The sequence below is a fragment of the Thermosynechococcus sp. FA-CM-4201 genome, assembly GCF_054689355.1.
Genome location: NZ_CP079920.1, coordinates 397,650 through 420,387 on the forward strand (window position 1 = coordinate 397,650; position 22,738 = coordinate 420,387).

General features: G+C 54.0%; 23 protein-coding genes and 1 pseudogene. 7 read left to right on the top strand and 17 right to left on the bottom strand.

Annotated features, from left to right (window positions below; translation table 11 throughout):
- Positions 1-4: 4 nt before the first annotated feature.
- From KV190_RS01870 to hemB, 4 genes are all read left to right on the top strand, one after another.
- Entirely contained in the window at positions 5-1,447 is a 1,443-nt protein-coding gene (locus KV190_RS01870) for a deoxyribodipyrimidine photo-lyase, 8-HDF type (protein WP_460194358.1), read from the top strand.
- Positions 1,448-1,519: 72 nt separating this feature from the next.
- Positions 1,520-2,344 carry a type I methionyl aminopeptidase gene (gene map / locus KV190_RS01875; RefSeq protein WP_181494290.1) on the top strand — a complete coding sequence of 275 codons (825 nt, stop codon included), beginning with the start codon at positions 1,520-1,522 and terminating at the stop codon, positions 2,342-2,344.
- Positions 2,345-2,349: 5 nt separating this feature from the next.
- The gene (locus KV190_RS01880) at positions 2,350-2,898 is read left to right on the top strand and encodes an NUDIX hydrolase (RefSeq protein ID WP_460194359.1); all 549 of its coding nucleotides are present in this window, start codon (positions 2,350-2,352) and stop codon (positions 2,896-2,898) included.
- A 154-nt stretch (positions 2,899-3,052) separates the two neighbouring features.
- Positions 3,053-4,039, top strand: coding sequence for a porphobilinogen synthase (gene hemB, locus KV190_RS01885; RefSeq protein ID WP_460194360.1), 987 nt, complete (start codon positions 3,053-3,055; stop codon positions 4,037-4,039).
- On the opposite strand, the gene KV190_RS01890 is transcribed toward hemB, so the two are convergent.
- From KV190_RS01890 to KV190_RS01900, 3 genes are all read right to left on the bottom strand, one after another.
- Positions 4,036-4,584 (bottom strand): NADPH-dependent FMN reductase, encoded by a 549-nt coding sequence (locus KV190_RS01890; RefSeq protein ID WP_460194361.1) that lies wholly within the window; start codon positions 4,582-4,584, stop codon positions 4,036-4,038. The genes hemB and KV190_RS01890 overlap by 4 nt on opposite strands.
- Positions 4,585-4,645: 61 nt before the next feature.
- Entirely contained in the window at positions 4,646-5,686 is a 1,041-nt protein-coding gene (locus tag KV190_RS01895; protein ID WP_460194362.1) for a hypothetical protein, read from the bottom strand.
- A 59-nt stretch (positions 5,687-5,745) separates the two neighbouring features.
- Entirely contained in the window at positions 5,746-6,327 is a 582-nt protein-coding gene (locus KV190_RS01900) for a PAP/fibrillin family protein (RefSeq protein ID WP_460194363.1), read from the bottom strand.
- A gap of 105 nt (positions 6,328-6,432) precedes the next feature.
- Between KV190_RS01900 and KV190_RS01905 the strand changes: the two genes are divergently transcribed.
- Complete coding sequence (locus tag KV190_RS01905) at positions 6,433-7,572, top strand: glycosyltransferase family 4 protein (protein ID WP_310841065.1); 1,140 nt, start codon at positions 6,433-6,435, stop codon at positions 7,570-7,572.
- Here the strand turns inward: KV190_RS01905 and KV190_RS01910 are convergent.
- The 4 genes from KV190_RS01910 to KV190_RS01925 form a co-directional block, all read right to left on the bottom strand.
- Positions 7,569-8,723, bottom strand: coding sequence for a class I SAM-dependent methyltransferase (locus KV190_RS01910; RefSeq protein WP_460194364.1), 1,155 nt, complete (start codon positions 8,721-8,723; stop codon positions 7,569-7,571). The two genes, KV190_RS01905 and KV190_RS01910, sit on opposite strands and share 4 nt — an antisense overlap.
- Positions 8,723-11,665 carry an L-glutamate gamma-semialdehyde dehydrogenase gene (pruA, locus tag KV190_RS01915; protein ID WP_460194365.1) on the bottom strand — a complete coding sequence of 981 codons (2,943 nt, stop codon included), beginning with the start codon at positions 11,663-11,665 and terminating at the stop codon, positions 8,723-8,725. The genes KV190_RS01910 and pruA overlap by 1 nt, the downstream gene beginning before the upstream one ends.
- 67 nt (positions 11,666-11,732) lie before the next feature.
- Complete coding sequence (locus KV190_RS01920) at positions 11,733-12,131, bottom strand: hypothetical protein (RefSeq protein ID WP_460194366.1); 399 nt, start codon at positions 12,129-12,131, stop codon at positions 11,733-11,735.
- A gap of 18 nt (positions 12,132-12,149) precedes the next feature.
- Positions 12,150-12,467, bottom strand: coding sequence for a hypothetical protein (locus KV190_RS01925; protein WP_460194367.1), 318 nt, complete (start codon positions 12,465-12,467; stop codon positions 12,150-12,152).
- Between the two features lie 261 nt (positions 12,468-12,728).
- On the opposite strand from KV190_RS01925, the gene priA reads away from it, so the two are divergent.
- Positions 12,729-15,155, top strand: coding sequence for a primosomal protein N' (gene priA / locus KV190_RS01930; protein WP_460194368.1), 2,427 nt, complete (start codon positions 12,729-12,731; stop codon positions 15,153-15,155).
- On the opposite strand, the gene cruF is transcribed toward priA, so the two are convergent.
- The 8 genes from cruF to KV190_RS01970 all read right to left on the bottom strand — a co-directional run bounded on the left by cruF (position 15,111) and on the right by KV190_RS01970 (position 21,038).
- Positions 15,111-16,025, bottom strand: coding sequence for a gamma-carotene 1'-hydroxylase CruF (gene cruF, locus KV190_RS01935; RefSeq protein ID WP_460194369.1), 915 nt, complete (start codon positions 16,023-16,025; stop codon positions 15,111-15,113). The genes priA and cruF overlap by 45 nt on opposite strands.
- 79 nt (positions 16,026-16,104) lie before the next feature.
- A complete protein-coding gene (locus KV190_RS01940) occupies positions 16,105-16,791 on the bottom strand; it encodes an energy-coupling factor transporter transmembrane component T family protein (RefSeq protein ID WP_460194370.1) in 687 nt (228 codons plus the stop codon).
- A 10-nt stretch (positions 16,792-16,801) separates the two neighbouring features.
- A complete protein-coding gene (locus tag KV190_RS01945) occupies positions 16,802-17,515 on the bottom strand; it encodes a potassium channel family protein (protein ID WP_460194371.1) in 714 nt (237 codons plus the stop codon).
- A gap of 151 nt (positions 17,516-17,666) precedes the next feature.
- Complete coding sequence (locus KV190_RS01950) at positions 17,667-17,945, bottom strand: glutaredoxin family protein (RefSeq protein ID WP_460194372.1); 279 nt, start codon at positions 17,943-17,945, stop codon at positions 17,667-17,669.
- Complete coding sequence (locus tag KV190_RS01955) at positions 17,942-18,409, bottom strand: VOC family protein (RefSeq protein ID WP_460194373.1); 468 nt, start codon at positions 18,407-18,409, stop codon at positions 17,942-17,944. The genes KV190_RS01950 and KV190_RS01955 overlap by 4 nt, the downstream gene beginning before the upstream one ends.
- 108 nt (positions 18,410-18,517) lie before the next feature.
- Positions 18,518-18,832 carry a hypothetical protein gene (locus tag KV190_RS01960; protein ID WP_460194374.1) on the bottom strand — a complete coding sequence of 105 codons (315 nt, stop codon included), beginning with the start codon at positions 18,830-18,832 and terminating at the stop codon, positions 18,518-18,520.
- A gap of 48 nt (positions 18,833-18,880) precedes the next feature.
- Positions 18,881-20,200 carry an omega-aminotransferase AptA gene (gene aptA / locus KV190_RS01965; RefSeq protein ID WP_460194375.1) on the bottom strand — a complete coding sequence of 440 codons (1,320 nt, stop codon included), beginning with the start codon at positions 20,198-20,200 and terminating at the stop codon, positions 18,881-18,883.
- Between the two features lie 4 nt (positions 20,201-20,204).
- Positions 20,205-21,038, bottom strand: coding sequence for a DUF975 family protein (locus KV190_RS01970; protein ID WP_460194376.1), 834 nt, complete (start codon positions 21,036-21,038; stop codon positions 20,205-20,207).
- A gap of 338 nt (positions 21,039-21,376) precedes the next feature.
- On the opposite strand from KV190_RS01970, the gene KV190_RS01975 reads away from it, so the two are divergent.
- Positions 21,377-21,691: a hypothetical protein gene (locus tag KV190_RS01975; RefSeq protein WP_460194377.1), complete on the top strand. Its 315-nt coding sequence runs from the start codon at positions 21,377-21,379 to the stop codon at positions 21,689-21,691.
- Here KV190_RS01975 and lepB read toward each other — a convergent pair.
- Both lepB and KV190_RS01985 read right to left on the bottom strand, forming a co-directional pair.
- Entirely contained in the window at positions 21,688-22,257 is a 570-nt protein-coding gene (lepB, locus tag KV190_RS01980) for a signal peptidase I (RefSeq protein ID WP_460194378.1), read from the bottom strand. The two genes, KV190_RS01975 and lepB, sit on opposite strands and share 4 nt — an antisense overlap.
- Positions 22,258-22,394: 137 nt before the next feature.
- Positions 22,395-22,709 (bottom strand): annotated as a pseudogene (locus tag KV190_RS01985) (aminotransferase); the annotation flags it as partial.
- Positions 22,710-22,738: the final 29 nt, after the last annotated feature.

Here is a 22,738-nt window from a genome sequence, read left to right on the forward strand (position 1 = left end):
GACGATGAGCCTGCGCCTCTTTTGGCATCGTCGCGATCTGCGCCTCAGTGATAGTGTCGGGTTGGCGGCTGCCTACACCCAAACCCCCAAAGTGGTCGGTGTTTTCTGTTTTGACCCGGCGATTCTCAGTGCCTCGGACATTGCGGCGGTGCGGGTGACCTACCTCGTTGGTTGCCTACAGGCCTTGCAAGAAGCCTATCAGCGACTTGGGGGGAGCTTTTTGATTTTCCATGGTGACCCGCGTCAAATTCTGCCCCAAGTGGCCAGTGGCTTAGGGGCGGTGGCGGTGCATTGGCATGAGGATGTGGAACCCTACGGTCGCGATCGCGATCGCGCAGTGGCCGCTGCCCTCAAAGAAAAGGGCATTGCCGTAGAAACCGCTTGGGATCAACTCCTGCATCCCCCAGAGGCCGTCCAAACAAAACAGGGACAGCCCTACACCGTCTATTCCCCCTTTTGGCGCAACTGGTCAAGCTTAGTTAAACCAGAGCCTGTCCCCAGCCCCAGCCACCTCGAACCCCTCACAGAAACAGAACAAGCCACGGCAAGAGCTTTGGGAGCTATACCTCTTCCCACCGCCAAGGATTTGGGATTTCATTGGTCCGGAGAACTCATCCTTGCTCCCGGTGAAGCCGCTGCCCAAGCACAACTGGAGACCTTTATTGACCAGCACATTCAAGACTATGGCGAGCAGCGCAACTATCCAGCGCAGCCCGGAACCTCCCTCTTAAGCCCCGCCCTCAAGTTCGGTGTCATTGGTATTCGCCGTGTCTGGGCAGCCACTCAGGCCGCTATGGCCGCAGCCCGTAGTGAAGAGGCACAAACGAGTATTCGCACCTGGCAGCAGGAATTGGCGTGGCGGGAGTTTTATCAGCACGCCCTCTACTGGTTTCCCCACTTGGCGGAGCGTCCCCATCGCGCAGGATTTGCTACTTTTCCTTGGCTGAATCACGCAGAACACTTTGCGGCTTGGTGTGAGGGTCGCACCGGTTACCCCATTGTGGATGCTGCCATGCGCCAACTCAATGAAACGGGCTGGATGCACAACCGCTGCCGCATGATTGTGGCCAGTTTCCTCACCAAGGACTTGATCATCAATCCCCAGTGGGGTGAGCAGTACTTTATGCAAAAACTGATTGATGGCGACTTGGCAGCCAATAATGGCGGTTGGCAGTGGAGTGCCTCCAGTGGCATGGATCCAAAGCCGCTGCGGATTTTTAACCCAGCCAGTCAAGCCCAAAAATTTGATCCTGAGGCGGAGTACATTCGCCGTTGGCTGCCGGAATTGAAATCCCTAGACACGGCAGATTTGGTGACGGGAAATATTTCTCCCCTAGAGCGGCATCGCTGTGGTTATCCCTTACCGATTGTGGATCACGGGCAGCAACAGCGGCGATTTAAGCAGCTCTATCAAGCGCATTTTCGTTCACCTATCCCTCAAGGATAAAATTGACGTTCCCCTGATCAGCGCAACAGCGTTATCCTGAAAAAGAACGATTTTTGCGGTTGCATCGCGCCCATGAATATCCTTGGTAGTCTGCTCACTCCCCCCACCACCCCCGTCCAAACCCGTCCCCGCCGCGGCATTGAAATTAAGTCCAAGCGAGAAATTGAGATTATGCGGCAGGCCTCGCGCATTGTGGCGACGGTGCTCAAGGAAATCTCCCAGATGATCGAGCCGGGCATGACAACGGCAGATCTCGATGCCTATGCCGAGAAACGCATCCGGGAAATGGGGGCAACACCGAGCTTCAAGGGCTATCAGGGCTTTCCGGCCTCCATTTGCGCTTGCATCAACAACGAGGTGGTTCACGGCATTCCCAGCCCCCGCAAAGTGATTCGCAATGGCGATATCGTTAAGATTGACACCGGTGCCTACTACAACGGCTTCCATGGCGACTCTTGCATTACGATTCCAGTGGGGGAAATCTCCGAGGAAGCAGCCAAGCTGGTAAAAGTGGCTGAAGAAGCTCTCTACCGAGGCATTGAGCAGGTCAAAGAAGGCAACTACCTGATGGATTTGGCGGGTGCTATTCAAGATTATGTCGAAGCCAATGGCTTTGTCGTAGTCGAGGACTTTACTGGCCACGGCGTGGGGCGCAATCTCCACGAAGAACCCTCGGTATTTAACTTCCGCACCAATGAACTCAAGAATGTGCGACTGCGGGCGGGGATGACCTTGGCCATTGAACCGATTGTGAATGCGGGGTCAAAACAGGTGCGGATTTTGCGCGATCGCTGGACAGCGGTTACGGTTGATAATTCCCTCTCTGCCCAATTTGAGCACACGGTTTTGGTCACCAAAACGGGCTACGAAATCCTCACCGATCGCACGCTTGTGTAACCCCTATGACTAAAATCCCCCCCGAAGTCCTCGAGCGCCACTGCTTTTGCCGCAGTCGTAAGTTTACATTTGAGGTCAATCAATATCGCCTGCCCCATGGGTCTGTCTCGATCTTGGGAACGGTGCGGCATCCAGGGGGGGCATTAGCTGTCCCGGTGACTCCAGAGGGCAACCTGATCCTTGTCAAACAATACCGCTTTGCCACTGAGGAATATTTGCTGGAGTTCCCAGCGGGCACCGTTGAGGATCACGAAAAGCCTTTTGCTACGATTGAGCGGGAAATTGAAGAGGAAACGGGCTACCGCGCCCACCACTGGCAAAAACTGGGGGAGTTTTACATTGCCCCCGGCTATTCCGACGAGGTGATCTACGCCTACTTGGCCACTGAGCTGGAAAAACTAGAGACACCCCCGCCTCAGGACACCGACGAGCACATTGAAATTGTGGAGTTTTCTCTCTCTGACTTGGCCGCCGCGATTCATAGTGGTCAAGTGAAAGATGCCAAGACCGTCACCAGTTTCTATCTGGCCTTGCCCTATCTTCAGCCCGCTTGAGCACTGAAGTGGTTCGTAAACGTTTGTAAGCATCCTGCACCGCCCACAGTCTTGATCCCTCAAAGTGAGATAATGCGGAAATAATCTAAAGGTTGTACGTGCTGACTTACAGCCGTTTGAACTGGGACATTACTGAGTTTTTGATTGTTGAATTATGGAGCTAACCCATCGGCCTCGCCGTTTACGCCGCACGGCTCAAATTCGTCGCTTGGTGCGCGAGCATACCCTAACTACGGGGGATTTGATTTATCCGGTCTTTGTCATGGAGGGGGAAAATCAGGTGCAGGAAGTCCCCTCAATGCCCGACTGCTATCGCTATACGCTGGATCGCCTGATTTTAGAGCTGAAGGAGGTCTATGCCTTGGGAATTGGGGCGATCGCGCTGTTTCCTTTGATTCCTGAGCACCTCAAGGACAATGCAGGTACTGAAAGCTACAATCCTGAGGGTCTTGTCCAGCGATCGGTACGTGCCATTAAGGCCGTCTTACCCGACCTGCTGATCTTTACCGATGTCGCCCTTGATCCCTACAGCAGTGAAGGCCACGATGGCATTGTCAAAGATGGTGAAATTCTCAATGACGAAACTGTAGAGGTGCTGGTCAAACAGGCAGTGAGTCAAGCGGCTGCGGGGGCTGATTTTGTTGCCCCGTCAGATATGATGGATGGCCGTGTCGGTGCCATTCGGGCGGGTCTAGATGCCGCAGGCTATACCCACGTGGGGATTCTCGCCTACTCTGCCAAATACGCCTCCGCCTACTATGGCCCTTTTCGCGATGCTTTAGATTCGGCACCGAAGTTTGGTGATAAAAAAACCTACCAAATGGATCCGGCCAATATCCGCGAAGCGGTGCGGGAGGTCAGCTTGGATATTGAGGAGGGCGCCGATCTGGTGATGGTGAAACCTGCCCTTGCCTACATGGATGTCATTGCTCAACTCAAGCAGGTGAGCGATGTTCCGGTGGCCGCCTACAACGTTTCTGGGGAATACGCAATGGTGAAAGCCGCCGCCCGCAATGGCTGGATTGATGAGAAAAAAGTGGTGCTAGAAACCCTTCTTGGCTTCAAGCGGGCAGGTGCTGATGTCATTCTCACCTACCATGCCAAGCAGGTGGCGCAGTGGCTGCAAGAGGGATTGAATTAGGCGCTTGCTTCTCGTAGTTGACGGGTGGTCTGAATCCAACTGGCAATCATTTTGTCCACCCGCTCATCAAGCTTGGGATCACTCAATTCCCCTTCGGGTGTGAAGGCTTGCCACGCCTGACCAATGGCCACCTGTTCCGGAATCACCCAAGCATGCACCCAGCGCAGAATCACCCGTAGATCGTTGAGGGCATTGCTGTTGGTTTGGCCACCGAGGACACTCATCATGGCAACTACTTTGCCGCTGAGGTGTTCAAAGCTGAGGAGATCAAGGGAGTTCTTGAGCACACCGCTAACGCTGCCGTGGTACTCCGGTGTTACGAGCAAAATACCATCGGCTTCCTTGACCTTGGCTCGAAAGGTATCTACATCGGGGTAGTCAGGGTAGCTCTCAGCACCCGTACAAAAGGGGAGCGTCATTTGCCGTAAATCCAGACGTTCAACGGTAACGCCTTGGGCGGCTGCTTTGGCAATGGCAACATCTAGGGCGCTTTGAGAGTAGGAGCCATCCCGCAGACTCCCTGCCCAACCAATGAATTTGACCATAAACAAACTCGTAATGACTATGGCTTATTATACAAAATTTAGATTTGTTCCAACATCCTCCCTAAGAAGGAACCTCACTCAAGGAAATAGAACTGCCCGTGGCCATCTGGGTAATGACGCGTTGTAACTGCGCTAGCGATCGCTCGGCCTCGGTGTAGCGATCTTTCCAGTGTTGAACAGCGGTTTCCTGCTCCCGTGCCTGCTGCGCCTGATGGAGAATTTGCTCTTGGAGTTCGGCAATTTGGGCTTCTAGGTGTTGTAGGCGTTCCTGTTGTTGGCTATTGCGGGCTTCCAGCTCTTGGTTGTAGTGCTGGGTGGTCATATATTGCAGGCGCTGCTGCTGATAGTCCCGTTCCAATTCCTGTAACTTGGTTTGGGTTTTTAGCAATGTTTTACTCAGTCCCTGAATCACACTGTTTTTGCTGGCCTCTGATCCTTGCGCCTGTTGCAGCGCAGTGATGATCCGTTCTTGGGTTTCAATTAAATGGTTGGCTTGGGTGAGGCGACGGTTGAGATCATCCATTTGGGTTTGGCGATCGCTCAACTCTGAGCGGGCTTGTTCAAGGCGAGTTTGCAGCAGCGCTTTTTCCTCTTGGACTTGGCGCAGTTGGGATTCAAGGAGTTGACATTCCTGTTCCCGTTGTCGCAGGAGACGATGGCTATTCACCAATTTAGCCTCGAGGGCATCTTGAGCCTTGAGGAGCCGATCCACCTCCTGATGCAGGTGCTCAATTTCGGTTTGTGATTGCTGAAGAATGGTTTCCAAAGATTGGCGATGGTGGCTCATTTCGGCCAACTCGTGGGCGCAGGTGGCTTGGGAGCGCAATTGTTCTTGGAGAGCAATGATTGCCTGTTGTTGAATCTGAGCGGTTTCCTCAGTGCGAGCTAGTAAATCCTCAAGAAACGCCTGATTGCGCAGTTGTTGCTTTAATTCATTGATATAGTGCTGGCACTGATCAATGGCTTGCTCTAAATGCTGGATGCGCCGTTGGCTATTCTCACCCTCTGAGGCCAGATCCGTTGCCAGTGCGCTTTCCGCTGCAAGCTCAGAGAGAATCGGATTCCATGGAAAACTAAGTTGCTTGGGGGGCTGTGCTTCCATTGGGTGGGGTGTGAGAATGGTGCCACTCTTCCTTAGTCTAACGGCATAGGGAATCGGGGCTATATACGAGTCAAGACAAAGAGGCTACCTTCATTGCCTCGGGCAATTCGCAAATCCTCATCGAGGTAGGTAATGTCAAGCCAGCCCTGTTGATCATTGCTGTTGAGGGGCACATCTAGGGCAATTAGCGGCTGACGGCTGTGGAGTTGAGGAATGAATTGAGAAGGAGAATAGTAATTGAGCCACTGACGCAGGCCAACAATGGAACGTTCAAAATACACTTGTACCCGCTGTTGGGTTAAGGGTTCAAAGCGCGCCAACACACTGATAATCCCCTCAAGGAAGGGCAACCCATAGAGTTCAGCAATATTGTAGATGCGCTGCTGTTGCGGACGAATGCACTGATAAATTTGCCCCAGCTTCACGACGGGAGAGCGATCTAAGGCGAGAAGGGCCTGACTACTGGTGTAGATCAGTCGCCAATCCCCCGCCAATTTTTCAGGGGCATTGAGGGGATCCGGGGTGGGATTCATGGCTTCAAGGGAAGCAGCAAGAGCAGCCACCTGTTTGCGATCGCGCGGTGTGGCTAGAATGCCTCGATTCAGGCCAGCGATCGCCATCAATAACTCTGCTTTTGCCACAGTTTACCCCTCCTTGTGCAAGAAACTTTTTCGCCCCGATGGGTTGCGTCAAGACCCCCCTAATTCGAGAATGGGAAAAATCCCCCTCCCATTCAGGTTAGCGAAATGCGGATCGCGCTATTTACCGAGACATTTTTGCCCAAAATTGATGGCATTGTTACCCGTTTGTGTCAAACCGTCCGACATCTGCAACGGAATGGCCATCAGGTGTTGGTGGTGGCTCCCGAGGGCGGGCTAGACCATTACGAAGGCGCGCAGATCTATGGTGTCTCTGGTTTTCCCCTCCCATTGTATCCTGAACTCAAATTAGCCCTGCCGCGACCCGCCATTGGTCAAGCCCTAGAGGCCTTTGCACCCGATCTGATCCATGTGGCGAACCCAGCGGTGTTGGGGGTAGCGGGTCTGTACTATGCACAGAAATTCCACTTACCTTTGGTGGCTTCTTACCACACCCATTTGCCGCAATACCTGAAGTACTATGGCTTGGGGTTTCTTGAAGAGGTGCTCTGGTCGCTGCTGCGGTTGGCCCATAACCGTGCTCAACTCAACTTGTGTACCTCAACGGCAATGGTGGCAGAACTGAAAGCGCACGGCATTCGCCATCTGGATCTCTGGCAGCGGGGGGTAGATGTGGAGTTGTTTCATCCGCAGCGCCAAAGTCAAGAAATGCGTTACTTTCTCAGCCAAGGACACCCAGAAGCGCCCCTGCTGCTTTACGTCGGTCGCCTCTCTGCTGAAAAGGAAATTGAGCAGATTAAACCCATTCTCGAGCAGATTCCTCAGGCGCGACTGGCGCTCGTGGGCAATGGCCCGCATCGGGAAGCCCTTGAACAGCACTTTGCGGGTACCCCCACCCATTTTGTCGGCTATCTGCGGGGGGAACGCTTGGCAGCGGCCTTTGCTTCTGCTGATGTCTTTGTCTTTCCCTCGCGCACGGAAACCCTTGGCTTGGTTCTCCTAGAAGCAATGGCGGCGGGCTGTCCTGTGGTGGCTGCCAATAGTGGGGGGATTCCCGATATTGTCACTGATGGGGTGAATGGGTTTTTGTTTGACCCAGCGGATTCTACAGGAGCGATTACAGCTTGTCAGCGCCTTTTTGACTCGCCGGGCGATCGCGAGACCCTACGCCAAAATGCCCGCCAAGAAGCTGAACGCTGGAGTTGGGCGGCAGCCACCCAGCAACTAGAACAGTACTACCGATCGGTTTTGCCTGTTCCCCAGCGGGATGTGGCTCTTAGTCATTAACCGAATCCCTGATCCGCTTCCCTGAGTTGCGGCAGATCGAGGGTGGCTTGCTTGCCTTGGAGCACGACGTAAAAGCCACCGAGGCCAAGGGGGTCAATGAGTTGGTGCAGGGATTGATGGCGGTTGAGGGCTTGAAGAAGATTGCCATTACTCTGCTGTTGCGCCAGTAGGCGATCGCCCAAGCCCAAGGCCATGAGAAATAAACTCTGGCGGGTGACATAGAGGGTTTCAAGACCAAAGTGCTCACCATAGCGGGTCAAGGCGGTCACATCCACATGGGCTGTAATGTCCTGCTCGCCAACAAAGGAGTAGGGATTGTCGTGGTAGCGGTGTTGATAGTAGCACTGCAAGGTGCCCTCACAGCGGGCGGGATGATAGTATTGCTGGGCGGGATAACCATAGTCAATGGTGAGAACAAAGCCCCGCTCTAGGTGCTGACTCAGATCCTTGAGCCACGGGATTAGGTTCAAGTTAACCTCGGTACGATAGCCGTCGCTGTAGCCCTGCTGCTGCGGATCAATACCAACGGTGGCAAAGTACTCGGGAATGCGATCGTCGCTGAGGGGACGCAAAACCTCTTGCAACGCCCCTTGGGCATCGAGACTGACATAAATTTCCTGCCAATCGTCCCCCTGCCATTGCAGCCGATGCACGGGAAAAGCATCCACGAGTTCATTACTAAAGATGCAGCCAGTGATCGGTGCAGTGGGAGTGTCAGAGCCTCGCCAGCACAGGCGATCTCCCCAAGGGGCCAAGCGTTGCCGTTGGCGTTCCCGTAAACTGGGGGACTGCTCTTGAATCTGATACTCCAGGGCGGCAAAGAAATCGGGGTAGGTCGCTTGGCTATAGCCTAAGACCCCAGCCGCAAATTGGCCTTCACCCGCACCCATCTCCAAGAGGGTAAAGCGCTGCGGTCGCTCCAAGGCGTGCCACATCTGCACAAAAGCCTCAGTGAGCAGTTCCGCAAAGTCTCTCGTCAGACTACTGGACGTGATAAAGTCGCCGCGCCGACCAATCTGCATTTGGGGACGGTTGTAATAGCCCCACTGCGGTGCATAGAGAGCCAAGGCCATAAACTCACAGAAGGAAATGGCGCCCGCTGCCCTGATGCGCTCCTGAAGGTCGGCCAATAACTGCGTGCCTTTTGGCATCAATCATCCACTCCAGCAATGGGGGCAAACCCTTGGCGCTGCACATTCTCGGTAATGACACGCGGTTCCAGAAATTGCAGCAGGTAATCGCGGCCCCCCGCTTTGGAACCAATCCCCGAGAGCTTAAAGCCACCAAAGGGCTGCCGATCGACGATCGCCCCCGTAATCCCACGATTGATGTACAGGTTCCCTACGACAAATTGGTCTTTGGCCTGCTGAATATGGGACGGCGTCCGCGAATACAACCCCCCCGTCAGGGCATAGGCCGTGGCATTGGCAATTGCAAGGGCTTGGCTGAAGGTTTCTGCCCGTAATACCGCTAGCACCGGGCCAAAAATTTCCTCTTGGGCGATCGTGGCGGTGGGGGGGACATTGGTAAAGATGGTAGGCGAGACAAAATACCCTACCTCCGGTACCGGTACACTCAAGGTCAGTTCCGCTTCCCGCTGTCCCTTGGCAATGTATTCCTGAATGCGATCGCGGGCGGCTGCCGTCACCACTGGTCCAACACGGGTACTGGGCAAATGGGCAGGCCCAATATTCAGGGACTTGGTGGCCTCCACTAAGCGCTGCACAAAGGGTTGATAAATGGACTCGAGGACAATCACCCGTGAACAGGCGGAGCATTTTTGGCCGCTGTAGCCAAAGGCCGATTGCACCACCCCTGCCACTGCCTGATCTAAGTCGGCACTTTCGTCAATGATGATGGCATTTTTGCCTCCCATCTCAGCAATCACCCGCTTGATGTGGGTTTGTCCCCGCTGCAACACCGCTGCCTCAGCAATAATGCGGCAACCCACCTCTTGGGAGCCAGTAAAGGCAATCAGATGCACATCGGGATGTTTGGTGAGGTAGGGGCCAATCACGGAGCCACGGCCGGGGAGAAACTGAAACACTCCTGGCGGAAAACCGGCGGCAATCAGGATCTCCGCTAGTTTGGCAGCAATCACGGCAGCCGGATCCGCAGGCTTGAGAATTGTACAGTTGCCTGTGACCAAGGCAGCCACGGTCATACCCGTGGGAATCGCTAGGGGAAAGTTCCAAGGGGAAATGACGACTGCAATGCCGCGCCCTTGGTAGTGGTAATGGTTGGTTTCGCCGGGAAAGTTGCGGTCATAGCCACTGCTGAGGCGCTCCATTTCATCGGCGTAGTAGCGGCAAAAATCAACGGCTTCGGAAACTTCGGCATCCCCTTCCGCCACCACCTTGCCCACTTCGTAGCACATCCAAGCCACTAGTTCATGGCGTTGTGCCTCGAGGAGATCCGCTGCCCGCCGTAGCAGGGTGGCTCGTTCAGCCACGGGGGTCTGTTGCCACTGCGCTTGAGCGGCTTTGGCAGCCCGGATCGCATGCTCAGCATCCTCAATGGTGGCTAAGCCAACGCGACCGACAACTTCTTCGGGCTGTGAGGGGTTGAGGGACTCACTGTATTCGAGGGTATTGACGCGATCGCCATTGATGATGGGGGTATAGGTTTGCCCCAGTTGGCGATGGACATGAATTAAGGCCGCTTGAATCGCTTCCCGCTGGCTGGCGCGGGCATAGTCGCTATTGGCAGCATTGACAAAGGTTGAGGTCTTGCCCGTGGTCAGATGAACGTTCACAGCGTCAAAGTCCGCCGTTGGTTGCGGTGGTGCCAGTAATTCCTCCACTGCGACAGCCCCCAACTGTTGGCGCAAAAAGGAGCTATTGGCGGTATTTTCTAGGAGTCGCCGAATCAGGTAGGCCATCCCCGGAATTAGATCACCGTAGGGACAATAGACGCGCACCGTTTGCCCTGCATCCACGAGAGCCTTGGCAAGTTTATCGGCCATGCCATAGAGAACTTGGCATTCCATGGCCGTAGGCGGAATGTGCTGATGTTGGGCGATCGCGATCGCCCGCGCTTGGGAACGAACATTATGGCTAGCGATCGCCGTGCGCAAAACTGTATGGTGACTCAGGAGCAGTTCAATCACCCGCTCAAAGTTGGCATCGGTGTCCTGCTTATGTTGATAGACGGGCAATGGCCAATCCTGCTGCACCGCCTTAATCAGTTCTTGATCCCAGTAGGCGCCCTTGACCACTCGCACGGTAATCGGTGTCCCCCGCTGTTGCACCCAAGTAATCAGGTCTTGGGCATCTTGGTAGCTATCCCGCAAATAGGCTTGCAATGTCAGCCCGACATCGGCGCGATCGCGAAACTCTGGCTCTAGCAAAATATCCTTGAGGATCGCGAGGGTAATGTCTTTGTAGGCATACTGCTCCATATCAAAGTGCACCGCCACCCCCAATTCTTGGGCACGATGCAACAGCCGCCGAATTGGTTCCCCCACCTTAGCACGGCAGCCAGACACATCTAGGGGATCAAACTGGGAGTAAAAGGCCGTCAGCTTCACCGAGACTTGGACTGGATTCACGCCCTCCCGTTGCCCGAGGGGACTGAGTTGCTGCATTAGGTCAAGGTAGCGATCGCAATACTGCTGCGCCTCTGCCTCCGTAATCACCGCCTCCCCAAGAATATCCATCGTCACCAGCATGCCCTGCTTGCGTAGGCGGCCAATGGTTTTCAGCACCTGCTCGGTGGTTTCACCAGCAATGTACTTGTGGGCAAGGGCTTGAACCGCTGTTGTGAAGGTGGTTGCCGCTGCTTGGGCGGGCAGGGAATCCGGCTGGGCAAAGTTCAAGAGTTTTTTGAGGCCTTCCGGCAATTCCACACTGGGGTCACTGAGGTACTCCTGCAAGTGGCGAGCCACCTCGGCTTTACTACGCAGACTGGGCAGGCAGTCAATGAGGCGAAACAGTTGCACCCGTAGCCCCGGATGTTCCATTGCCCAGCCGAGGAGCTTATCTTCAATGCGCATTTGCTCCCGCAGTTGGCTGAAAAAGTTGCGGGACTCTTGGCTAGCCGTCCACAGTTGACGGGCGATGGCGATCGTTTGTGCTTCGTAAAGACCAGTCATGGAGAATCTTGGGTGAGGAGCAGTCTTCCCTATTTTCCCACGTCCTCTCAAGCAAACAACCCAATTCTTAGCGGGGACGAATAAATCGGCGGTTCGCTCGCACCAAGCAAATGCGATCCTCGTCACCAATGGAAACTTTGAGCCAAGGCAAACCGCGGCTATCGGTAATCGTGGCAAAGCCTGCGGGGGTGATATTGGCCGTTAGAACGGTTCCTTGGGGAAAGCGACGCACCACCGGCCAGCGCATAATCTCCAGATCCGGCCAACGGGCATTGGGGGCGTACCACTCCTGCGGTACTTTGTCCGACCAGCGACAGTTGAGACCATTGATATCGGGATCAACCACCACCCAAGTACGATGACTAGTGCGGCTGATATAGTCACCATTGCTGTTGGGTTGGGGTAAGTTTGGCGTTTGAGCAAGAACTGGGAACAGCAGTAAAGCAGCCCAAATACTGTGATTCATCCAGCAGTGTACCTCTGGCTAGCGCTGTGGGGTTGAGAATGGGTTAGGAATGGGACGGACAAAATTTCGATGAGCACGGACTAGGCAAGTATCATAGCCATAGGATACCCTCAACCAAGGGTTACCATTGGTGTCCATAACAACTGCGGGTTCACCGCGTGTCTGGCTTGTATTAGTTAGGATTTGTTGACCCGGCTTGAGCTTAATACCTAGGGGTAATTGCTCGACATTAATCGTTGGTACTTTCTTGCCTTCAACATCATTGAGCGATCGCGCCAAACGACAATTTACGGGTTTAGTAGCAACAACCTTCCAATAGGGATGGGTTGTCCGCATATAATTTCCATTCTTATCTGGCTGTGGTAGAGAGGATCCCTGTGCCAGTAGGATCAGGGGAGTGACTGCCAGAAGCCTAGGAAAGCTCAAGGAAAAATATCCAGCCATAGCAAAGTCCCCGTCAGCTTGACTGCTACCTCATAGCCTAGCGATCAAATCCGCGCTGTGGAATAGCGAAAATCTAAAGAAATAAAGAAATATGTAGAGTGGTTGGGGAACTTTTTATCTGCCTGCTTGAGTGAAAAGCAATTAAACGATCCGATGGCCTTAGCACCTCAACAACCCTCTATCTACGCCAGTGTGCTTGTGGACTGTCCGGGGGCAAGCGAGGCTTACACTTACCAAGTTCCTGCGGGTTGGTGGGTGCAGGGGGGCGATGTGGTGGAAGTGCCCTTTGGCTCTCAGGTGGTGCGGGGGATTGTCCTCGAGGTACTGGAAACTGTACCGCCATCGGTTGATCCACAACGCTTGCGATCGCTCCTTGAAGTGGTTGACCAGCAGCTTTTTCCCAAGGACTATTGGGCACTGCTAGAACAAATTGCCACATACTACTGCACGCCTTTAATCCAAGTGGTGCGCACTGCTCTGCCGCCGGGGGTCTTGGGGCGATCGCAACGACGGGTGCGCCTACGGCCACAACAGGGGATTCCCCCCCTTTCTGAACAAGGGCAACATTTGCTGCGCTTTCTCCAGACCAAGGGCAGTGGGGACTACAGTGTGCGCTACCTCCAGCAACAGCTTCCCAAGGTGCAGCGGGCCCTCGCAGAACTCGAACGCCTTGGCTGGGTGGAAACCTACTTAGCGGCACCCGCCAGTCAACAGCCAAAACAGCAGCAAGCCGTAGTACTCCTCAATAGTGAAGGGGAGACCTTAACGCAGCGGCAGCGCCAAATCCTCCGCTATTTGCAGCAACAGGGTCGCGATTGCTGGCTACAAGAGGTGCTCAAGGCCACGGGCACCACCGCCCAAACCCTCCATCGCCTTGCTGCCAAGGGATACATTGCTATTGTCGAGCAGCAGCACTGCCGCATTGAACAGGGGGTAGCGGTGACACCGGATCGGCCAAAAGCCCTCACCCCTGCCCAAGCCACTGCTCTAAAAGCGATTTCCGAACACCTAGACTGTGCCCAAACATTCCTACTGCACGGGGTTACGGGGTCGGGCAAAACGGAAGTCTATCTGCAAGCAATTGCTGAGTGCCTAGGGCGAGGGCGATCGGCCCTACTGCTGGTGCCAGAGATTGGCTTGACACCCCAACTCACGGACCGAGTGCGGGCACGCTTTGGTGAACGCTTGCTGGTCTATCACAGTGGTCTTAGTGAGGGGGAGCGCTACGATACTTGGCGATTGACCTTGATGCCGCAGCCACGGGTAATCATTGGCACGCGATCGGCGGTACTGCTGCCCTTGGTGGGCCTAGGTCTAATCATTCTCGATGAAGAGCATGACAGCGGCTACAAACAGGATCAACCTCAGCCTTGTTACCATGCCCGTACCGTTGCCCAATGGCGATCGCGCCAACAACAGTGTCCCCTGATTCTAGGAACTGCCACCCCTGCCCTCAGCACTTGGCAGGCTGCCCAAACCGGCCAGATTCAGACCCTTTCTCTTCCTCAGCGTATCCATGCTACCCCCCTGCCGCCGATCACCCTTGTGGATATGCGCCAAGAATTGCACCGTGGCAACCGTTCGATGCTCAGTCGTCCACTGCAAGACGCTCTGGGGAATCTTCAGGGACAGCAGGCGATTCTCTTTGTGCCTCGGCGGGGTCACAGCACCTTTGTTTCCTGTCGCAGTTGTGGCACGGTGATGTACTGTCCCCATTGCAGCGTCTCTCTCACTGGACACCTCTTTGGTGAGGAGATGGAAGTGCTGCGCTGTCACTATTGCAACTACAGTCAGGCGGTGCCGCAGCGCTGTCCCAGTTGTGCCTCCCCCTATCTCAAACCCTTTGGTGGCGGAACGCAGCGGGTGGTGAGTGAACTGAATCGCCTCTTTCCCCAGTTGCGGGTACTGCGCTTTGACAGTGATACCACCCAACGCAAGGGTGCCCATCGCCAGTTATTAACTCAATTTGCCGCCGGCGCAGCCGATGTGATGGTGGGGACGCAAATGCTGACGAAGGGGATTGATCTGCCGCAGGTCGCCCTCGTGGGAATTTTGGCTGCCGATAGTCTCCTGCATTTGCCCGATTATCAGGCGGCGGAACGCACCTTTCAAATTCTCACCCAAGTGGCGGGGCGATCGGGCCGCGGGGCACATCCGGGTAAAGTGATTCTCCAAACCTATGTGCCGGAGCATCCAGTGATTACAGCGGTCAAAGCCTATGACTGGGACACCTTTGCCACACAGGAGCTAAGTGGCCGTGCCCCGTTGGGCTATCCCCCCTATGCCCAACTGATTCTTCTGCGCTTGAGTAGTCCCGATCCTGAGGATGTGGCTGCCACGGCACAGGCGATCGCCCAACAGCTCCAAACGTTAGCCCCGGTAACTGGGGGAGAATGGGAAGTGCTTGGCCCCGCTCCCGCCGCGATCGCCAAAATTGCTGGCCGCTATCGCTGGCAAATTTTACTCAAGGGCAAACTAGAACGAGTTTCTGAACTCAGCCAGTCTCTCCTGCACCTCAAAGAGCAGTGTCCCCGCTCAACCCGCCTCAGTATTGATGTTGACCCCTTGAACTTTCTCTAGGGGGGCTTCAGCAAACCACCACAGCGCCGTGACCGGCACGACCCCCAAAACAAATCCCAGCGTTGCCGGAATCCAAAAGCGTTGATCCAAGGACGTGAGGGTAATCATCGCGCCAAAGGCAAAATTCACCAGATACACCACCAAGGGGGTAATGAGTTGCCCACGGTTCACCACCATGGGTTTTGGCCACCAAGTGATCATCGCCAACCCCATAAACACAGCCCCGGTGCCCGTCCATCCCAGAATGTTGCGGTAGGGCATACCAAAGAATTCACCGACATCCTGAAATTGCCAAAAAGGAATGGCGGTTTGACTCATGGCCGGATCAAGGACAAAATCCCAAGCGGTTAAAAAGATTGCTCCCAAGCCCACGGTGATCAAGGCTGCCCCCAAGCCCACGCCTTTGCCTTCTCGTAGGGGACGACTGATGAAGCCACTGTAGGCCAAAAGAAACGTCACTAGCCCCATATAAAACCAAGAGAGGGGAATCGTGAAGGGCACCAGCCCAGCAATTTTGTACCCCAAGCCACTGAGGTAACCATAATGGCCAAAGGGAAAGCCAGTACTTGTCCCCAATAGTTCACTCGTCAGGGAAATGCCCACCGCTGGCAGCAAAAAGCCAAGCAGTTTGCCCAGGCCAAAGTTGCGATAGGTGTGAAGGGCGATCGCCAGCGCACCGAGGACAATATAAACGACCCCCCCGCTTCCCATACTCCATTGAAAAAGCTGCTGACCCCACGTGGGCAATGCCAGAATAAACTCGGGATGGGGCACGACGAGGAGCAACCCCGCTAAGCCAAAGGCCATCGCCACAATGTGGCCAACTAGGCACACCTGCTCCGCAACGAAAAGCGCGTTCTTGGGTTTCATAGGGGCAATCTCAAAGGGGCAATCGTTTACAAATGTTAATATGTTAATGTACCACTGTTCCCACTGTCGTCTAGCCACCTCAAAAAGGCAGTTGGATTTTACCAAGGGCATCATAGGCTGCCAACAACCCTGCCCCCAAGCCAGCACTCAGCGTTAGCCCCCAACTCCAAGGCGCCCCCTCAGAAAATTGCGGACGACGCTGAAGCACTTGCCCATAGCCCCGTAAGCGCATTGCGAGATAGATCTGCTGTGCCCGTTCCTCGGCGCGAATGAGAAAGATACCAATCACCTGTGCCCACGGGCGAAGGCGGCGCCAACTCAAGCGAAATCCCCGCAGAAAGAGTGCCTGCTGCATTTGTGCCAACTGACTCTCTAGCTCAAACAGATAGCGATAGGTCAAGGCCAGCGTATCCACCAACAAGGGGGGGAGTCCCCACCAGCGACAGACCTGCACCCATTCACTAAATGTCAGGCTTTCTAGCAACACCACGCCGAGGGCAAGACACAAGACCAAGCGCCACGTCAGGAGCAGCGCGATCGGCCACGCGGTAACCGCCAACAGTAACCACAGTCCCAGAAAAAAGAGCCACAGTTGTTGGAGACGTTTGCCCAAGCGCTGCCAAGGGACATGGCTCAGGAGATAGAGGAGCACCACCAGCAAGGTCGCGATCGCCAGACTGTCCAACCGCCGCAAACTACTAATGCAAAAAATCCACAGGAGAATCGCCATCACCCGTGCCGGCGGCGACCAGCAGCGCAAGCTCAAGGGTTATGCCCTAATTAATGTGCTGACTACGCAAAAAGCGATCAATATCGTTATTGGCACCAATCACCACCATAATGTCCCCTTTATTGAGCTTCTGGTTGGGACTGGGATTGATCTCAAACTTATCATCAAAGCGCAGGGCAATTAGGTTGAGGCCATAGCGACTGCGGAGTTCCACCTCGGCAACTGTGCGATTGTGAAATGCCTCGGGCACTTTGACTTCCACAATACTTTTTTCGGGGTCAAGGTCAAACCAATCGAGAATTGCTGGCCGGGTGAGCGATCGCGCCAGTTCACAACCCGCCTCATACTCTGGAAAGACCACCCGATCTGCCCCGACTCGCTCTAGGAGTTTTTTGTGAATCTCTGAGGAAGCCTTGGCAATGACATTGGGCACCCCTGCCTCCTTCAGGTTCAATGTGGTGATAATGCTAGCGTCCAGATGATTGCCAATGGCGACAATCACCGTTTCAAACTCAAAAAAGCCAGCCTCCTTCAGGGCTTGGGGATCCGTGGAATCCAGTTGAATCGCATGATCCACAATGTGATCCTGAAGCACCTGATTCACCAGTCGCTCTTGGTTATCACTGCCAAGCACCTCATAGCCCATGCCGTGCAGGGTCTCGCACACTCCCCGGCCAAACCGCCCTAGGCCAATCACCGCATACTGCTGCGAGATCTTGACCCCCCGCCCGCGAAAGAGCATTGCTCCAAAATCGACCATTCCTGAGTTTCCTATTGGCTTTGCGATGCCGATGACAGCCCTTTTCTAACATATGGGATACATCGGGGGGATGCAATCTGGCGATTAAATTTTTCGGTAAATTGTTGGGCGTATTCGGTTGCTGTGAAAAGAGTTGTAATTGATCATGCCGTTAAGGAGTGGACGCTGAGCCGCCTGAAGGGGTCAATTGTTGCAGTCGCTGACGAATGTGTGCAGCACTGGCACGGGGAGAAAAGCGCGGTACGGGAAGGACTTGCGTTCCAATCACGAGGTAGAGGACAGGAATCTCGTATTGGTAGGCCTGCCACCAATCATCGCGGCTGGTGATGTCACGTACCTCAAGGGTAAATTCCCTCAGGGTGGCCAGCTTTTCTTGCAGTCCTTCGCAGAGGTGACAGCCGGGCTTGCTATAGAGAATCAGATGGGTCACGGTTGCGGCGCAGAAACGAGGGGAGTATCGCCAATGTGACGGTGATCCCGCAGGCCAAAAATGGCTTCTACATGGCGGTAGTGCTTAATTTCAATTAGGTTGTGGAAAGGGTCTGCGAGAAAGAACGTTTGGTGCTCTAAGGGGGTATTGGCAAAGCGGGTGCGCGGTGGCTGATAAAAGTCAAGTCCCTTCTTGATCACGCGATCGCAGAGGTTTTGCCAGTCGGCTTCTGCCAAGAAAATCAAGCCAAAGTGGCGCGGATAAATGCTCTTGGCTGGGGTTAAGGGTTCATCGGTGACGTGAGCCACCAGTTGATGGCCATAAAGCTTCATGATCAGGCAGTGGGGATTTTCGCGCCCCGGTTCACAGCCCAACCCATCAATGTAGTAGGCCTTGGTGTCCGCCAAATTACTGACGGGAAAGGCAAGGTGGAATAAAACGGGAGCGATCGCCAACTGAGCCATAGATTTCTCTCGAATGAAAATGGCTAAATTAGCCGCTATTTTAGCAGGAGAACAGGCTCTCGATCTGCTTCCCAAGTCGAGTCAAGTATCAATCCCCAGTATTGTTGCTTATCGGCAACGGAATGGATAACAGGGGTAATAGGGATAATAAACGGGTGAATAGGGGGGCGGGTAAATCACTGGGCGAGGTGGATAGGGCACTGGCACAATAATGTAGGTTTGAGATTGCCCCGGCGGACGGTAGATGACGGGATTGTAGGGATCATACTGTGGGGTTCGTGGCCGCCCAAAGGATTCTAGCCCCGGGAAAAAGACATCGACACCCGGCTGATTAGGAAAGAGGGGATAGGCGGCACGACTGGGGGGAGCGATCGCCAGCAGCGTGACGAAGCTACCGATGGCCAACGGCAGGAAGCGTAACATAGAAGCCTCCAAGGAGAGAGTGATCCGCTGATTCTGACGCTGCGGTGCCTAGGGAAGTTCCCGCAGAACACGACTCAAAATCTCCACCATTTGATCAATGTGCGATCGCTCCACAATCAGCGGTGGTGAGAGGGCAATAATATCCCCCGTGACACGAATCAGCAGTCCCGCTTCAAAGGCACGACAGAGAGCATCATAGCCCCGTGCCCCTCCTTGCCGTGGCGCCAATTCAATCCCTGCCACCAAACCCAAGTTGCGAATATCAATGACATGGGGAAGACCCCGTAGGCTGTGGATGGCCTCCTGCCAATAGGGCGCAAGGGAAGCCGCCCGCTCAAATAGGGCTTCTTTCTCGTAAATCTCTAGGGTTGCCAAGGCGGCCGCACAGGCAAGGGGATGTCCCGAGTAGGTGTAACCATGGAAAAACTCAATTTGCCCCGCGGGGCCTTGCATGAAGGTGTCGTAAATCTCATCGCGGACAATCACCGCTCCCATGGGCACAGCGGCATTGGTTAGACCCTTCGCAACAGTGATGAGATCTGGGGTCACACCAAAGTACTGACTGGCAAAGGGGGCACCCAGACGGCCAAAACCTGTAATTACCTCATCAAAGATCAGCAAAATGCCGTGGCGATCGCAAATCGCACGCAGGCGTTCCAAGTACCCCTGGGGCGGAATCAATACCCCCGTCGAGCCAGCGAGGGGTTCGACAATCACCGCCGCGATCGTTGAGGCATCATGCAGTGCCACCAAGCGTTCTAGCTCATCGGCTAAATGTGCTCCCCAAGCGGGTTGCCCCTTGCTGAAGGCATTGTACTCAAGGTTGTGGGTGTGGGGCAGATGATCCACCCCTGCCAAGAGAGAACCAAAGAACTTGCGATTGGGCGCAATTCCCCCTACCGAAATCCCACCAAAACCGACCCCGTGATAGCCCCGCTCACGCCCAATGAGCCGTTGCCGCGTTCCCTCTCCCCGCAGCCGATGGTAGGCAAGGGCAATTTTTAAGGCTGTATCCACAGCCTCAGAGCCAGAGTTGGCAAAAAAGACATGGTTAAGGGGGTCAGGGGTCATGGCACGCAGGCGATCGGCCACCTGAAAGGGTCCCGGATGTCCCATCTGGAATGTGGGGGCAAAATCCAGTGTTGCTGCCTGTTGGGCGATCGCGCTGACAATTTCTGGACGGCAGTGGCCGGCATTGACACACCACAACCCCGCGGTGCCATCGAGAATCTCACGGCCATCAATACTCTTGTAGTACATCCCCGCTGCCGAAACAAGGAGCCGAGGGCTTTGCTTGAACTGGCGGTTGGCCGTAAAGGGCATCCAAAAGGGGTCGAGGTTGAGATCCGCAAGGGTGGGCAGCGTCATCAGACTAAAACTGGTTGGTACTGTCAGTAGTGGGCATGAGGCCAATAATATCGCGGTAGGCCGCCACAATCACACAACTACTCCAAGGAATCGTCACCAGTAGCCCCACACAACAGAGGCAAAAGCCCAAAGTATTGAAGAAAATAATTGACACATTGAGGAAAAAGAAGCTCCACCAATCACGGGAGACCAAGCGGCGACTGGTTTCTAGGGCTGGCCACACATCAAAGCGGTGTTCCACCACCAAAGGCACAGCAAACATATAGGCTACCCCAAAGTAAACCCCCGGCAGCAGCAGGATGGCACCCGCCAAGATTAAAACGGGGGTCAGGGCATCTGGCAGAGAGGGGAGCTGCTCTAGTAACGCTAGCAGTTGTTCTAAGTCGGCATCGGGTTCCGTTGCTTCAGCCGCCGCCTGCTCTAATATGCCTTGAAAGAAGGGCAACCCCGCAATCACAAATAGAATGCTGGCACTGATCACAAACACATTCGTAATCAAACCAATAATCAAGTTCGTCAAAAAGATCGGCAAAAAGTAGTTGTTTTTGAACGCATTAAAAAAGTGGCTAAATTCGGGTCTTTGGTTGCGGGCAATCTGAAAGCTGAAAAAGTAGTAGCCTGCAGCAAAGAGGCCTGCCAAAATCGTGCTCACAATCGGGCCAGCCCCCGGAATATTGTTGAGCACACCATTGATGATGGTTGCCAGAATGAGAAAACCAATGTAGGCAGCGGGTTGAGTGCTGAAAATTTGCCAGCCCTCATTGAGGTATTGACCAATCCGTACTTGATAGCGGCGGTTGGCGATCGCTTGGGGAGTATGTTCTGACTCACTGTACATGATGGCGGTTCCAAGGGTTTGCCTTTAGCCTAGCGATCGCCTTGCTCTGAGCCAATCCTTTGTGTGTCACTTCTTTATGTTTTGATAGAAAGTGGTTAATTTTTATACACAGTCGTCATAGTTTTGGTTACGGAAACTATAATAGAAGTGTGGGGGAAACCACTCATCACCTACCAACCTATATAGTTCTTTACACTTTCTAATTTTTCTTTCGATTCAAGACCTTAGGATTCACCGTTAAAGAATTAAAACATTTCTAGAGGCGGTGGAAGAAATCTAAGGAGCTGTTGCAAGCGATTTTGTCAATGACTTCTCGATAAAGAGAAGGCGGGGGAATTATGTTCAGCATGCAGTTTTGGCGGCAGCCTCGTGTCGCCACGATCGCCTTGAGTTTGTTAGCCGTGTTTTCTTGGACACCCTTGGCTCACAGCCAAACCCATAGCACGCTACAGGTGGGAGCAACAGTCATTAAAACCTGTCAAGTCAGCCGCCCTGCCCAACCGTCAAGCCTGCGAAATGGCAACTACAGCTTGCAGACCGATTGCCTCCAAGCAACGCAAACAAGCCCTGTGGGACAAGTGGTGCCGTTACCAGTTGAATGGGGACTAGTGGACGATGCTAACCCCACACTGATGCGGCTGGTCACCTATTAGGCAGCCGGGGACGAAATTTTACCCGCATGGTTGAGGGGCCAATAGCAGGCGATCGCCCGACCAATGACATTCTCAAGGGGCAAAAATCCCCAGATGTGGGAGTCGTTGCTGTGGTTGCGGTTATCTCCCATGACAAAGAGCATATTGTCTGGCACTGTCACTGGCGAGAGTGTATAAACGGGTGGTTCAGCAATGTACGGCTCTTCAAGGGGGCGATCGTTGACCCAAACTCGGCCATCATATACGGCAACTGTATCCCCAGCAGTGGCAATCACTCGTTTAATGAGGGCTTGATCGGCGCGATAACCAAGGGTCTGCAAGAGGGGTGGGGTATAGAAAACAACAATATCCCCCGGCTGGGGCGATCGCTGGCGATAGGTGATCTTTTCCACCACAATGCGATCGCCCGGCCAAAGCGTTGGCTCCATAGACTCTGAGGGAATAAAGCGCGACTCCGCCACAAAAATACGAATCAGTAGCGTGATCAGCACAGCTACCCCAATCAACAGGGCATTATTGCGTAGCGATCGCCAGCGGGAAGGGGAATTCGTTGCCGAAGCAGACATAATAAGGGCAGATTTAGAGAAACCAACATTTTTATGGTACTAGTTTCAGTTCTCTTTTGGAGGAAGGAATACAGTACTGCTGCCTTTTTTCTAACCTCCTAAACTATCTTTCAAAACTTCTAGATTTTCTAGGTTGGTTACTTGCTAAGTAATCTTTGAATAGTTTGAACAGCCGAAATTAAAACTTGTGCTGCTTGAGTCACTTCATCATCCGTCGTGAATTTGCCTAGACCGATGCGTAACGCTCCCTCAATTCTTTCTAGCGGCAATTGCATTGCTCTCAGGACATGTGAAGGAGTTTCGACGCCACTAGAACAAGCAGAACCTGTGGAAATAGCTAACTGATGTCTGACTCTAGCGATAATGGCACTGTTTGGAATCCCTAGAACAGAGACATGTAGATTACCTGCTAAGCGATGTTTTAAGTCTCCGTTCACTACTAAGTTAGGAAGCAGCCTATCCTGTTCAGGCACTTTACTGG